The following is a 13,942-nucleotide window of genomic DNA, read 5'->3' as shown; positions in this document are numbered from 1 at the left end:
GATCCCGTGCGCATCCTGTTCACCTCCACCGCAGGGCTGGGCCACGTCCACCCGCTGCTGCCGTTCGTCCGCGCCGCGCAGGCTCGTGGCGACGACGTCCGGCTTGCCATCCCGACCGGCGCCCAGCCGGCGGCGGCCGGCTTCGGCGTCCCGCTCGTGCCGACCGGCGTCCCTGTCCCGGCCGAGGCCGGACCCTTCTGGGCGGCCCTCTTCGAGCAGGCCGACCAGGACAGCTACGTCATCGGCCGCTGGTTCGGCGGCCTGTGCACCCGGGCCGCGCTGCCCGCCGTCCACGCGGAGGTCGAGGCGTGGGCGCCCGACCTCGTCGTCAGCGAGGCGGCGGAGGTCGCCGGCCCGCTGTGCGCCGAGCTGGCCGGCATCCCGCACGTGACGGTGGGCTGCACCGCCCTGGCCGGCCCCGGCTACGTCTCCGCGGTGCTGGTGGCCGAGGTCAACACCGCCCGCCGGATGCTCGGCCTGCCCGAGACCGACGAGGTGCCCTGGGACCGGGCGACCACCACCTACGTCACGGCCGTCCCGCAGGTGCTCTGGGGCTCGCCCGACGAGGTGCCGGCCGGCACCCGGCTGGTCCGCCACGAGGACCCCGAGGGCCCGGTGCACGTCGAGGTCCCCGCGCCGCGGGAGCCCGGTCGCCGGCCGACCGTCTACGCCACGCTGGGCAGCGCGGCACCGGGCTTCGCGTCGGCGGCGGACGCCTACGCCGCCGTGCTCGCCGGCCTCGGCCGGCTCGACGCTGACGTGCTCTTCACCGTCGGCTCGTTCGACCTGAGCGCTGTCGGCCCGGTGCCGGCCAACGTCCGGGTCGAGTCGTACGTCGCCCAGTCGGTCGCGATGGCCTGCGACGTCGTGGTGAGTCACGGCGGCAGCGGTACCACGATCGCGGCGCTGACGCGGGGAATCCCGCAGGTGGTCGTCCCGCTCTTCGCCGACCAGCCGCACAACGCGGCCCGCATCGCGGCAGCGGGGATCGGCGAGGCGGTGGACGTGCGCTCGGCTGCCGAGACGCTCGCCCCCGCGGTCGAGAGGGTGCTCGGCGACGTGTCGTACCACCGGGCAGCCGGCCGGGTCGCCTGCGACCTCGCCGCCCTGCCCACGCCGGCCGACGTGCTGGCGGACCTGATCCCGGTCGCGGTTCACTGACCGGGTGCCGGGAGAGCTGCGGGCGCGGGCCCTCGTCGGCCGTGACGAGGAGCTTGCCGAGGTCCGGGCCGCCCTCGAGGCGCTCGGGCGGGGGCAGGGCGGTCTGCTCCTGGTCACCGGCGAGGCCGGCGTCGGGAAGTCACGCCTGCTGGCCGAGGTGCGGTCGTACGCCGCCGAGGCCGGTGCGGCCGTCCTGCCAGGGCGTGCCGTGCCGGGCTCGGCACCGCTGCGCCCGCTCAGCGAGGCGCTGCTGGCCGGCTACCGCGGCCGGCCGGTGCCCGAGGCCGCGACGCTGCGCCCGTTCCGCGCCGCGCTGGGCCGGCTGCTCCCGGCGTGGGCACCGACCGACGGCACGCCCGGCACCGCCGGCACCGACCTTGCGGACCACGGCGTGGACGCGCCGGTGGTGTTGGGGGAGGCAATGCTCGAGCTGGTCGCGGTGACCGGCCCCTCGGCCGGGACGGTGCTCACGCTCGAGGACCTGCACCGGGCCGACCCGGACACGCTGTCAGTCCTGGACCACCTCGCCGTGGCAGCCGGGGCCGGCCCGCTGCTCGTGGTCGCGACCGCCCGCGCCGACGAGCCGGGCTCCGCCCTCGGGCCGCGCCCGCTGGCCGGGGCCCGCCGGCTCTCGCTCGCGCGGTTGCCACCGGCCGCGGCCGCCGCGGTCGCGCTGGACTGCGCGCACGGGCACCCCCTGCCGGCGGACGTCGTGGAGTTCGTCGTCGCCAAGGCCGACGGCCTGCCGCTGCTCGTCGAGGAGGTCCTGGCCGGCCTGGTCGAGACCGGGGCGCTGGTGACCGGCGCCGAGTGGACCCGGGCCGGTGAGCTGGTCGCGGCGGTGCCGGCCGGCCTGCGGCACCTGGTGCAGACCCGGCTGGACCGGCTCGACCCCGTTGCACGGACCGTCGTCGAGGCGCTCGCGGTCGGCGGGCCGGACGTCGGCTGGCGGGTCGTCGCCGCGGCGCTCGGCCTCGAGGAGGCCGCGGTGGTGGCCGCGATGCGGGCGGCGCTCGACGTGCACCTGCTCACGGCGTCCGACCGGGTCACCGGCCCGGCCACCGACGTCGACGAGTCGGGCGGGCTCGCGTGGCGGCACGACCTGACCCGCGAGGCGGTGCTGGCGCTGGTGCTGCCGCCCGAGCGGCAACGGCTGGCCGGTGCGCTGGCCGACGCGCTCGTCGGTGCGGGGGAGGCGGGCGGGCGGTGGTCCCTGGTCGCCGAGCTGCGGCTGGCCGCCGGGGAGCCGGCTGCGGCCGCCGCCGCACTGCTGACCGAGGGGGAGCACGCGCTGCGCAGGGGGGAGGCCTTGGCGGCGGTGACCCTCCTCGAGCGGGCCCGCGACCTCGACCCGGCGCCGCCGGTGGTCCGCACCCTGGTCGTGGCGCTGACCACGGTCGGCCGCGCGGCTGACGCGCTGGTGGCCGGGCAGCCGGCCCTGGCCGCGGCCGCCGGCGAGGAGCACGCCCGGCTCTGCCTGGCGCTCGCGCGCGCGGCGGTCACCGCCGACCGCTGGGACGACGCACGCGAGCTGGTCGACCGGTCCGGGCGCGCCGGCGACCCGGACGCCGACGCGGTCGCCGCCGACGCGGCCTTCGGCGCCGGCGACGTGGCCGAGGCGGAGCGGCTGGCCCGCGCGGTGCTGGCACACCCGGCCGCCGACGCGGTCGTCCGGTGCGAGGCCTGGGAGGTGCTGGGGCGGTGCACCCGGGTGACCGACCTGGCGGCTGCGGAGGAGCAGTTCGCCGCCGCCGCGCAGGTCGCAGCCGAGCACGGCCTGGTCGCCGCCCGGGTCCGCGCACTGCACAGCCTGGGCACGGTGCAGCTCGCCCGGACCGGGGCGTCGGTCGCCCTGGCCGAGGCACGGAACCTCGCCGAGTCGGCCGGCCTGCTCGCGACCGTCGCAGCCGCCGACCTGGTGCTCGCCGAGGCGACGCTGCTCGCCGAGGGTCCGTCAGCCGGCGCGACCGCGGCCACCCGCGCCGTGGCACTGGCGACCCGGCTCGGTCTGCAGGACGTGGGTGCCGGCTCGGCCCTGATGCGGGCCTGGGCGCTGGCGCTGGGAGGTGACCGGGTCGGCGCCGAGCGTGACCTGGAGGTGGTCGCCCCCCTCGCCGCCCTGGTGCCCGACGTGGCCGCGATGACCCACGTGGTGCGGGCGGTGCACCCGCTGCTCGCCGGTGACCTGGAGGGCGCGCTGGACCGGCTCGACCCGGCCATGGACGTGCTCGCGCGCAACCGGGCCGGGGCCCCGGTCTCGGCCTGGGGGCTGTGGGTGCTCCTGGGCACGGTGCTCGCCGACCCGGACGACGCCGAGCGCAGGCAGCAGACCTTGCGTGACTCCCACGCGTCGATCTCGGGCACCAACCGGGCCGGGCTGCTCCTGGCGGAGGCGGTGTCGGCCGGCCGGGCGGGCGACCCGGCGGCGGCCGAGCGGCTGCGCGCCGAGGGCGAGGTGCTGCTCGCGGAGCAGCCCTGGTGGCGGCGCCTGCTCCGGCTCCTGGTCTGGCGGGCCGCGCTGGCCGACGGCTGGGGCGACCCGGTCGCCGGCCTGCGGGCCGACCTGTCCGGCCACGAGGCGGCGGCCGCCGGCGACCGCCTCACCGCCGGAGAGGAGGCGCTGGCGAGGGCGTGCCGCGACCTGCTGCGTGGGGCCGGCGTCACCGTGCGGCGCGGCCGCTCCTCGACGCCGGTCCCGCCGCAGCTGCGGGCGCTGGGCGTCACCGCCCGCGAGGCCGAGGTCCTCGGGATGGTCGTGGACGGGATGACCAACGCCGAGGTGGCCCGGCGGCTGCACCTGTCCGTCCGCACGGTCGACCACCATGTGGCCAACCTGCTGGCGAAGACCGGTGCAGCCAACCGGGCCGGGCTCAGCCGGTGGGCACCGACGTCGACGCCGTGACGTCCACCGTGCTGCCGACGGACGAGGCGTGCTGCCGCTGGCCGGGCAGGTGGATCTCCGGCCGGCCCTCGACGTGCAGCTGGGGGAGCCGCCGGCCGAGCCACTCGGGCAACCACCAGTTGGCCCGCCCGAGCAGGTGCATCACGGCCGGCACCAGCAGCAGCCGGACGATCGTGGCGTCGATCAGGATCGCCGACGCCATGCCCACGCCGATCACCTTGAGCACCACGTCCGCGCTGGGGATGAAGGCCGCGAAGACGGCGATCATGATCGCCGCGGCCGCGGTGATGACTCGACCGGTCGAGGCGAGCCCCTCGAGGACGGCGCGCTCGTTGTCGCCGGTGCGCAGCCATGCCTCGCGCATCCGGCTGACGAGGAACACCTCGTAGTCCATCGACAGCCCGAAGAGCACCGCGAACATCAGCACCGGGACGAACGCCGGCAGCGGCGTCTCGGTGTCGATGCCGATCAGCTGGCCGGCCCAGCCGCCCTGCAGCACGAGGGCGACGACCCCGTAGGCCGCGGCGACGGACAGCAGGTTCATGACCGCCGCCTTGATCGCCACCGTCAGCGACCGGAAGGACAGCACGAGCACGAACATCGACAGCAGCACGACACCGCCGATGAGCAGCGGGATCCGCTTCGCGATGTTGTCGGTGCTGTCGATCGAGGTGGCGGTGACACCGCCCACGTGGACGTCGAGCCCGCTGCTCTCGGTCGCGGCGGGCAGCGTGCTGTCGCGCAGCGCCGCCACCAGGTCCTCGGTCGCCGTTGCCTGTGGACCGGCAGCCGGGACCACGGTGATCACCGCGGTGTCACCGGCCGGGTTGACCACCGGGTCGGTCACGGCGACCACGCCCTCGGTGTCGGCCACTGCAGCGGTGACCGGCTCGAGCGCCTCCGCGTCGGTGCCGTCGGGCAGCTCGGTCACCAGCAGCAACGGGCCGTTCATGCCGGGGCCGAAGCCCTCGGCGAGCATGTCGTAGGCCTGCCGCGTCTGGGTCGACTCCTGGTTGTTGCCGGCGTCCGGGAAGCCGTAGCGGACGTCGAGGTACGGCGCGGCCAGTGTCAGCAGGGCGACGACACCCAGGGTCGCGGCCAGCCAGCGGTGGCGGTCGATCAGCCGGCTCCAGGCCATCCAGCGTCGGGACGGCTCGACGTGGCCGCCGACGGCCACCTCGACCGGGCGGCGCCGGCCCAGCGGGAGGCGCAGCCGGTCGACGTGCTTGCCGAGGAAGCCGAGCAGCGCCGGGAACAGCGTGACGCTGGCCACCATCACGACGAGGACCGCCAGGATGGTGACCAGGGCGGCGCCGCGCATGAACGACAGGCCCATGGCGAAGAGTCCGAGCATGCTGATGACCACGGTGGTGCCGGCGACCATCACTGCACGACCGGCGGTGTCGAGCGTGGCCACGGTCGCGGCACGCTCGTCCAGGCCGGCGGCCCGCCACTCCCGGAACCGGGTGACCATCAGCAGCGTGTAGTCGACCCCGATGCCGATGCCCATCATGGTGGCCAGCGACGTCGACCAGTCGGGGGCGTCGATGACCGTGATGAGCAGCCCGGTGAGGGTGCTGCTGACCGCGAGGCCGGCGATGGCGACGAGCAGCGGCAGCCCGGCCGCGACGACCGAGCCGAAGGTGATGAGCAGGATGAGCGCGGCAGCGGCCAGGCCGATCGCCTCGGACCCGATGTCCGCGGCCTCGCCCTGGGTGACGGTCTGCCCGCCGAGGGCGACGTCGAGCCCGGGTCGCGCGGCGTCCTCGGCGATCTCGATCATCCGCTCGCTGGCCGGGACCGGCATGTCGACCGGGTTGACCACGTCGAGGCGGGCGGTGGCCCGCAGCGTGGTCCCGTCCCGCGAGATCGCGCCCGGCGTCCGGTAGGGGTCCTCGACCGACTCGACGTGGGCGACCGCACCGATCTGGTCGAGCAGTCGGGCGACCTCGCCGCGTACCTCCGGGGTGTCGACGCCGTCCGGCGCCCGCACCACGACGTCGACGGTGTCGCCGGCCTGGGACGGGAAGCGCGACTCGAGCAGGTCCTGGGCCTGGCTGGAGTCGGATCCGGGGGCGGAGTAGTCGGCGTTGTAGTCGCCGCCGAACGCGGAGACCAGGCCGGCGGCCAGCGCGAGAGTCGCGACCCAGCCGAGCACGACCCAGCGGCGGCGGCGGAAGGAGACGTCGGCCAGGCGGCCGAGGGCGCCGGGGCGCTCGGTGGCCGCGTCGGCGCCGGTGGGCTGCGGCGCACGCTCGGCGGCAGGGACGGTACGGGACATGGGGCAGACCTCGCGAGACGGAGCGGGAACGGAGCAGCGCCCGACCGGGCGCTGCGTTACGCCTCATAACAAAGCCGAGGTCTCGTCACTTGTCAAGGGGATATCACCTGTGTGATGCTGCGTCACGCAATCGTCTGTGTCGTCTGTGTCGTCTCGTGTCATCTATGTCTGCGGTTGGAGTCCGGATGGTCGGCACGCCCGTGGTGAGCCGTCGTGAGCGGGCTCGGGCCGCCACGATCGAGGAGATCAAGACCACCGCCTTGTCGGTCATGCGCGAGCAGGGCACCACCGACTGCCGGTTCACCGACATCGCCCGGTTGATGGGCATGACCGCGCCGGCGCTCTACCGCTACTACGGCGACCGCGACGAGCTGCTGACCGACCTGATCACCGACGCCTACGCCGACCTGGGCACCGCCCTCGGCGACGCCCTCGGCGCGATCGACCCGCGTGACATCGGCGGCCGCTGGCTGGCCGCCGCCGAGGTCTACCGCGAGTGGGCTCGCCGCGAGCCGCAGCAGTTCGCGCTGGTCCTGGGCATGCCGGTGCCGGGCTACGTCGCCCCCGACGAAGGGCCCACGACGGAGGCCGCCAAGCGGGCGATGTCGCAGCTGGCCAGCCTGTTCGTGGCGGCCGCCGAGATGGGCGAGCTGCGGGCGCCGCTGGTCCGCGAGGTGTCGGCCGGCATCGCGGCGTGCGAGGCCGAGAAGCATCCCGAGATCGAGGGACTGGTCCCGCCGGAGAGCTTCCAGGCGATGCTGCACGCCTGGGCGTCGTTGCACGGCTTCGTCAGCCTGGAGGCGTACGGCCACTTCGACTGGATGACCGACGTCGACCGCGACGCGCTGTTCCGCAGCCATGTGCGGGTGATCGCCATGGCAGCCGGCATCCCGGCGCCGCCGGCCTAGCAGACCGGCAGGTCCACCACCAGCGCAAGGTGGTCGGAGAGGCCGGTCGGCACCGTGCGACCGGCGACGCCACGCCAGCGTGGCTCCTCGAGCGGGTCGAGGAGCACGTGGTCGATCTGCCGCGCCGGGTGGGCTACGGGAAACGTCGGCCCCGCCACGACCGGGACCAGGCCGCTGACCCGGCGGGCCGTGCCGGGCGACATGTTCAGGTCGCCCATCAGCACCAGCGGCCCCGCCGTGGACCGCAGCGCGCGCACCGCGCGACGGAGCTGGACGACGTTCCAGCCCGGCAGGAACGACAGGTGGGTCGTGGCCAGCGTGACCGGGCCCGTCGGGCCGTCGAGCTCGGCGCCCACGGCCACCCGCGGCTCGTCGCGCACCAGGCTCGGCACCTTGCGGCCGTGCCAGACCCACGGCGCCCGCCCGGGCAGGGCGGGCAGCCGCACCACCTCCCACGCGCGCACCTGGCGCCGGGACAGCAGGGCGATGCCGTAGGCCGCGCTGTCGGGGTGCTCGTCCCCGGTCGCCGCGGTCCAGGTCGCCCCCGGCGTGCCCGTGAGGGCTGCCACGAAGCGGTGGTCGACCGCATCCATCGCCGACGCCGCGACCGCTGTCAGGTCCGCATGCTGGGTCCGGTCCTGGCCGCGGTCCACCTCCTGCAGGGCGAGCACGTCGGGCTGGAGCGCCCGCACGGCAGCGGCGAACCGTGCCACGTCGACCCGGTCCTCGCCGGGCGACCGGCCCCCCAGGATGTTGAACGTCACGAGGCGCACCCCGGTTGCCTACCCGGGCCGATGGGTGGGTACCTCGGTCAGGTGAGCACGCACGCGTCGCACGACACCGGGGGCGAGGACCCCCTGCGCACCGCGCTCAAGCGGGCTGCCGTGGCCCTCAAGGGCGCCGGCGTGCCGTTCGCCCTCGGCGGCGGCTACGCCGCGTGGGCGCGCGGCGGCCCCGAGCCCGAGCACGACGTCGACTTCGTCGTGGCACCCGAGGACGCGGCACGGGCCGAGGAGGCCCTCAGGGCGGCCGGCCTGAAGGTCGAGCACCCGCCCGAGGACTGGCTCTTCAAGGTCTGGGACGGCGAGGCGATGGTCGACCTGATCCACCGGATCAACGGCGCTCCGGTGACCCACGAGGTCCTGCACGAGGCGGTGGAGATGGAGGTGCTCTCGGTCCTCATGCCGGTCCTGAGCGCCACCGAGCTGATGTCGGAGAAGCTGCGCGCGCTGGACGAGCACGAGTGCGACTACGGCCGGCTGCTGCCGGTGGCCCGGGCGCTGCGCGAGCAGGTCGACTGGCCGACCGTGCGCGGCGCGACCGCCGGCAGCGCCTACGCCGAGACGTTCCTCGTGCTGCTGGAACGCCTCGGCGTCGTGGGGTCGGTCGCGGGGGCGCCGGACGGCTGAGCCGCGGTCAGGCGATGACGGCGTCGACGGTCTTCTTCAGCGCGCTGGGAGCGGTCGGTCGGCGCGGTGCCTTCTTCTTCTTCTCCACCATCTCGTCACCCAGCTGCTGGAGCTGCTTGCGCCCGAGGCCCTCGCGAACCTTGGGGAACCACTCCTGCTCCTCCTCCTCCATGTGGTGCTTCACGTTCTCGATCAGCACCGTCATCTTGGGCACGAACCGCTCGTCATCCGGCGTCATGCCGGCGAGCTCCATCACCAGCACGTCGGCGACGTGATGCTCCTCGTAGGACTCGAGGACGTCGTCCTCCACCTCCGGAAGCAGCTCGCGGACCCGTGGGTACATGACCTCGTTCTCGATGTAGGTGTGCACGGTCAGGGCCTCGATGATCTGGTCGGCGAGCCGGCTCTTGGTGGCCGTGGCGTCCTCACCGGCCTTCTGGAAGTCCCGGAAGAGCTTGCGCACCTCCTGGTGGTCCTTCTTCAGCAGCACGATGGCGTCGGTGGGCATGCGGGTCTCCCCAGGGTGAGTTGGTCAGCCGGTACCTCGCCCTGCTGCCCGCTCGCGCGGCGGTCATGCGCCGTGGCAGCGTTGGCCGGGTGCCGCACCAGCTGGTCGTGATCGCCGTCACAGCTGCCCTGCTGGCCGGCTGCGCCAGAGACGGCGGTGGCGAGACCGACGGGACCGGCCCTCGCCCTCCGACCACAGCTGCCTCGTCCGCCGCCTCGACGCCGGCCGCGACGCCTACGGGGACGTCGACGACCGCGCCGCTCGAACGCACCGAGGCGCCCGCCTTCGACAGCGCGGCGGCGATGGGCACCGTCCGCTCGCTGGCCCGTGGCGGGCCGCGGGAGGCCACCTCTGCCGCCTATCGGCGAGCCGCCGACCGGGTGCAGCAGCGGCTCGCCGACTTTGGCTACACCACCCGGCGGCAGGCGTTCCGGGTCCCGGCGGGGGAGTCCTGGGGGGTGGCGGTCGGGTCCGGCCGGACGTCCAACGTGGTGGCCGTGCCGGCCGGCTTCGCCCCCGAACGGCCGCACCTGGTGGTCGGCGCCCACCTCGACACCGTGCCGCAGTCGCCGGGTGCCGAGGACAACGGGAGTGGCGTCGCCGTGCTGCTCGAGCTGGCGCGGACGGCCGCCGAGGTGGGGACCCGGCTGCCGGTGGTGTGGGTGGCGTTCGGTGCGGAGGAGCCGCGCGGGCCGGCGGACGACGAGCACCACTTCGGGTCGCAGGAGTACGTCGCGCGGCTCGACGGCACGCAGCAGGCCGCGCTGCGGGGCATGGTCTCGCTGGACCGGGTCGGAGGCCGCGGCAGGGTGCCGGTGTGCACCGGCGGCCTCTCGCCGGTCCGGGTGCGCCGCGAGCTGCTCGCCGCTGCCGACCGGGCCGGAGTGCCGGCGCGGGCGTGCGACAACCGGACGAGCGACCACTGGCCGTTCGAGAAGGCAGGGGAGACGGTCGCCCGGGTCGGGGGCAACGACTCCCCCGGCTACCACTCGCCGCGCGACCGGCCCTCGACGGTCAGTCCTCGCCAGCTCGACCGGGTGGGTGCCGTGCTGGCGGAGTGGCTGATGGCCACGAGCTAGCGGCGGAGCTCGACCGTGGTGCCGCGCAGCGGCGGTCCGCTGGCCCGCCGCACGTCGGCCAGGATCGCGTCGCCGCGCGGACCGGGCGCCAGGCGCGGCGCGAAGTCCGGCCCGACGACGTACGGCCTCAGGCGGGCCCCTTCGAGCCGGTCGCCGCGGAACCGCAGCGCGAGCAGCACCCCCTCCTGGGTCTGCTGCATGAAGTCCATGTCGAACACGAAGTTGCCCAGCGAGTAGGCGACCAGCGCACCCTCGGCGGCATCGACCGACTCGACGCCCTGCACCCAGTGCGGGTGGCCGCCGACGACGACGTCGGCCCCGGCCCGGACCAGGCGACGGGCCACGACGCGCTGGTCCCCGACCGTGTCGTGGGTGTACTGGGTGCCCCAGTGCGGGAGCACGAGCACCACGTCGGCCCGGTGGGCGAGCTCGCGGACGATGCCCGTGACCCTGGCCAGGTCGTCTTGGTCGAGCGGGCCGGTGCGCGGCTGCATGCGCAGCCGCAGCGCTCCCGGCGCGTCCGGTGCGGCGGCGGGGGTCTCGCCGATCGCGTCGAAGGCGACGATGCCGAACGTCGTGCCGTTGCGGCGGACGACGACGGGTCGGGCCGCTGCGGCGAGGTCACGCCCAGCCCCGACGGTGCGGAACCCGCCGGACCTGGCGCGGTCAACCGTCTGCACCAGCGCCCGTGGCCCGTAGTCGCCGGTGTGGTTGTTGGCCAGGGACAGCACGTCGAAGCCGGCCAGCCGGAGTCCCTGCCGCACGGAGGAAACCGCGCCGAACGAGTCGCCGCCCTGCCTAGGGGCACCGGCCCTCGACAGCGTGCTCTCGAGGTTGCCGATCGTCAGGTCGGCCGCAGAGAGCAGGTCGGCCATCGGGCGCAGCGCAGCGGCTGGGTCGTCGACGTCCGCGAGCCGGTCGCCGACCCGGCGGCCGAGCATGACGTCGCCGGTCACCAGCACGGTCGTCACCTGCGGCGGTTCCGTGACCGGGGTCTTCGACGCGGGCGCGCCGCTCGGCGTCCCCGCCGCGCTCGCCGTGGCCGAGCCAGCGGTCGGTGGGCTCGACGGCTGCGATTCGTCCGTGGACGGCGAGCACCCGGCCACCGGCAGCAGCACGGCAGCGGCCGCCACGGCGGCGAGCGCACGGGCTGGGGGCATCAACCGGGTCAACGTGGGTGGTGTCACCCGCCGTTCCCGGAACCTCGTAGCTCAGTGGGTCGTCGGGAGGGGAGGGACGAGACCGAGGAGGGGCACTGGTGGAGGTCACCACGACCATGTGGGTGGTCACGGTCGGGCTGGTGGTCGGTCTGCTCGCGCTGGACCTGGTCCTCGCCGCGGCCCGCCCGCACACCGTCGGCTTCAAGGAGGCCGTCGCCTGGTCGGTCTTCTACATCGCGGTGGCCGTGGCCTTCGGACTGGTCCTGACGGCACAGTCCGGCAGCGACTTCGGGACGCAGTACTTCGCCGGCTACATCGTCGAGAAGAGCCTGTCGGTCGACAACCTCTTCGTCTTCGTCATCATCATGACGACCTTCGCGGTGCCCGAGCAGCACCAGCACAAGGTCCTGACCTTCGGCATCATCATGGCGCTCCTGCTGCGCGCGGTCTTCATCGCGCTCGGCGCCACCCTGCTGAGCCTCTTCTCGTTCATGTTCCTCGTCTTCGGGCTGCTGCTCATCTACACGGCGGTGCAGCTCTACCGGCACCGCGACGAGGACCCGGACGTGGAGGACAACGGGCTGGTCCGGCTGACCCAGCGCGTCCTGCCGGTGAGCACGGAGTACGACGGCGGCCGCCTGCTGAGCAAGGTCGACGGTCGTCGGGTGGTGACGCCGCTCTTCGTGGTGCTGGTCGCCATCGGTGGCACCGACATCCTGTTCGCCCTCGACAGCATCCCGGCCGTCTTCGGGGTGACCGAGGAGCCCTTCATCGTCTTCGCAGCCAACGCCTTCGCGCTGCTCGGGCTGCGTGCGCTCTACTTCCTGGTCAAGGGGCTGCTGGACCGGCTGGTCTACCTCTCGACCGGCCTCGCAGTGATCCTCGCGTTCATCGGCGTGAAGCTGGTCCTGCACTGGGGGCACACGATCGACGACTCGGTGCCCGAGATCAGCACGAATGTCTCGCTCGTCGTGATCGTCGTGGTTCTGGCGGTCACGACGGTGCTCAGCCTGCTCAAGGTGCGCCGGGACCCGGACGCCGTCGCGCACGCCGGGTCGCTGCGCGGTCACCCTGCGCACCAGCACGAGGAGCAGCGGGAGGGCTAGCACCACAATCCGCGCGCCACGGCCAGAAATCCGTCCCGCGCCACGCAGGGCGAGGCTACCTTTGGCTCGGCGCCGACCGGCGCTGGGACGGGGAAGGACGCAAGGGGGCAGACATGCGTGGCGCCTACAGGGCTTTGGCCGGCCTGATCGCGCTGGGAGTCCTGGTGCAAGCGGCCGCCATCGCCGGTGGCTGGTTCGGCACCATCAACGAGATCGACGACGGGGCGACCATCAACGAGGACTACGAGGGCAACCTCGGGCATGCCGTGCACGGCACGAACGGCATGATGATCATGCCGCTGCTGGGCCTGTTCCTCTTCGTGCTCTCGTTCTTCGCCAAGTCCATCCCGGGAGCGGTCAAGCTTGCCGGGTTCACCTTCCTGGCGATCGTGGTGCAGATCGTGCTCGCATTCATCGCGTTCGGCGTGCCGGTGATCGGCATCCTGCACGGGGTGAACGCGTTCGTGGTCTTCGGCCTCGCCCTGATGTGCGTGCGAAGGGCCACGACGACGAAGGTCGCCGACACGACCGCTGCTGCGCCGGGAGCTCCGGCTCCTGTCTGAGCGCGCCAGCTGGCGGCGGTGGCTGAGCGCCACCGCCGCCGTCGTCGGAGTCGTGCTGCTCGGCACGGTCGGGTGGTTCTGGTACTCGAGCCGGGTGCCGTCCACCTACTCCGTCATGGACATGGGCTACGCGGACTACGGCGGCGGCCCGGTGGGCATGTCCGGCATGGCCGGCGCGGGTGGGGGCGGCCACGCCGGCCACGACATGTCCGGGGTCAGCGTCGCCGACCTCACCGGCCCCGCCGACGGGAAGCCGGACCTGACCGTCTCGCTGACCGCCCGGCAGGGCGAGGTGCGGCTGGCCAGTGGGGAGCGGGTCAGCGGCTACACCCTCAACGGCCGCACGCCCGGCCCCCGGCTGGAGGCGACCCAGGGCGACCTGGTGGAGGTGCGGCTGCGCAACGATGACGTCGGCCACGGCGTCACCCTGCACTGGCACGGTGTCGACGTGCCCAACGCCGAGGACGGTGTCGCCGGCGTCACCCAGGACGCCGTGCCGGTGGGCGGGTCGCACGTCTACCGCTTCGTGGTCCCCGACGCCGGCACCTACTGGTACCACTCGCACCAGGTCTCGCACGAGCAGGTGCGCGGCGGCCTGTTCGGCACCCTGGTGGTGCACCCGGAGGAGTCGGCCACGGCAGCCGACGCCGACGTGCTGGCGGTGGTCCACACCTATGACGGCCGCCGGACGGTCAACGGCCGCACCGAGGTGTCGAGGGTCCAGGTGCCGGGCGGGTCGACCACGCGGGTCCGGGTGGTCAACACCGACAGCGGGGCGGCGCGGGTCTGGGTGAGCGCCGCGCCGTACCGCATCCTCGCCGTCGACGGCTACGACATCGCGGGCGGCACCGACATCGTCGGCGAG

The 13,942-nt window shown here is 74.4% G+C and carries 12 protein-coding genes; 8 read left to right on the top strand and 4 right to left on the bottom strand.

Translation table 11 applies throughout. From position 1 onward, the window contains the following. The first annotated feature begins 6 nt into the window (after positions 1–6). Positions 7–1,161 carry a glycosyltransferase gene (locus VK640_05845; GenBank protein HTE72706.1) on the top strand — a complete coding sequence of 385 codons (1,155 nt, stop codon included), beginning with the start codon at positions 7–9 and terminating at the stop codon, positions 1,159–1,161. Positions 1,162–1,165: 4 nt separating this feature from the next. Then, positions 1,166–4,063, top strand: a complete 2,898-nt coding sequence (locus VK640_05840; protein ID HTE72705.1) for an AAA family ATPase — start codon at positions 1,166–1,168, stop codon at positions 4,061–4,063. Here the strand turns inward: VK640_05840 and VK640_05835 are convergent. Beyond that, positions 4,032–6,344 (bottom strand): MMPL family transporter, encoded by a 2,313-nt coding sequence (locus VK640_05835; GenBank protein HTE72704.1) that lies wholly within the window; start codon positions 6,342–6,344, stop codon positions 4,032–4,034. The genes VK640_05840 and VK640_05835 overlap by 32 nt on opposite strands. Positions 6,345–6,529: 185 nt before the next feature. Here VK640_05835 and VK640_05830 point away from each other — a divergent pair, with 185 nt between their 5' ends. Next, positions 6,530–7,252, top strand: a complete 723-nt coding sequence (locus VK640_05830; GenBank protein ID HTE72703.1) for a TetR/AcrR family transcriptional regulator — start codon at positions 6,530–6,532, stop codon at positions 7,250–7,252. Here the strand turns inward: VK640_05830 and VK640_05825 are convergent. Next, the gene (locus VK640_05825) at positions 7,249–8,025 is read right to left on the bottom strand and encodes an endonuclease/exonuclease/phosphatase family protein (protein HTE72702.1); all 777 of its coding nucleotides are present in this window, start codon (positions 8,023–8,025) and stop codon (positions 7,249–7,251) included. The genes VK640_05830 and VK640_05825 overlap by 4 nt on opposite strands. A gap of 42 nt (positions 8,026–8,067) precedes the next feature. Here VK640_05825 and VK640_05820 point away from each other — a divergent pair, with 42 nt between their 5' ends. Then, entirely contained in the window at positions 8,068–8,661 is a 594-nt protein-coding gene (locus tag VK640_05820) for a hypothetical protein (GenBank protein HTE72701.1), read from the top strand. A 7-nt stretch (positions 8,662–8,668) separates the two neighbouring features. Here the strand turns inward: VK640_05820 and VK640_05815 are convergent, their stop codons facing one another. Further along, entirely contained in the window at positions 8,669–9,169 is a 501-nt protein-coding gene (locus VK640_05815) for a hemerythrin domain-containing protein (GenBank protein HTE72700.1), read from the bottom strand. Between the two features lie 89 nt (positions 9,170–9,258). Here VK640_05815 and VK640_05810 point away from each other — a divergent pair, with 89 nt between their 5' ends. Then, positions 9,259–10,248 (top strand): M28 family peptidase, encoded by a 990-nt coding sequence (locus VK640_05810; protein HTE72699.1) that lies wholly within the window; start codon positions 9,259–9,261, stop codon positions 10,246–10,248. Here VK640_05810 and VK640_05805 read toward each other — a convergent pair. Further along, on the bottom strand, positions 10,245–11,219 hold the full coding sequence (locus VK640_05805; protein HTE72698.1) for a CapA family protein: 975 nt from the start codon (positions 11,217–11,219) through the stop codon (positions 10,245–10,247). The genes VK640_05810 and VK640_05805 overlap by 4 nt on opposite strands. Positions 11,220–11,503: 284 nt before the next feature. On the opposite strand from VK640_05805, the gene VK640_05800 reads away from it, so the two are divergent. The 3 genes from VK640_05800 to VK640_05790 all read left to right on the top strand — a co-directional run. Continuing rightward, positions 11,504–12,514: a TerC/Alx family metal homeostasis membrane protein gene (locus tag VK640_05800; GenBank protein HTE72697.1), complete on the top strand. Its 1,011-nt coding sequence runs from the start codon at positions 11,504–11,506 to the stop codon at positions 12,512–12,514. 113 nt (positions 12,515–12,627) lie between these two features. Then, positions 12,628–13,077, top strand: a complete 450-nt coding sequence (locus tag VK640_05795; protein ID HTE72696.1) for a hypothetical protein — start codon at positions 12,628–12,630, stop codon at positions 13,075–13,077. Positions 13,078–13,129: 52 nt separating this feature from the next. Continuing rightward, the coding region (locus tag VK640_05790) for a multicopper oxidase domain-containing protein (protein HTE72695.1) at positions 13,130–13,942 on the top strand (813 nt) is incomplete at its 3' end.

This window comes from Actinomycetes bacterium (assembly GCA_035489715.1).
Classification (GTDB): domain Bacteria; phylum Actinomycetota; class Actinomycetes; order JACCUZ01; family JACCUZ01; genus DATHAP01.
This window is presented reverse-complemented; position numbering and strand designations above follow the sequence as displayed.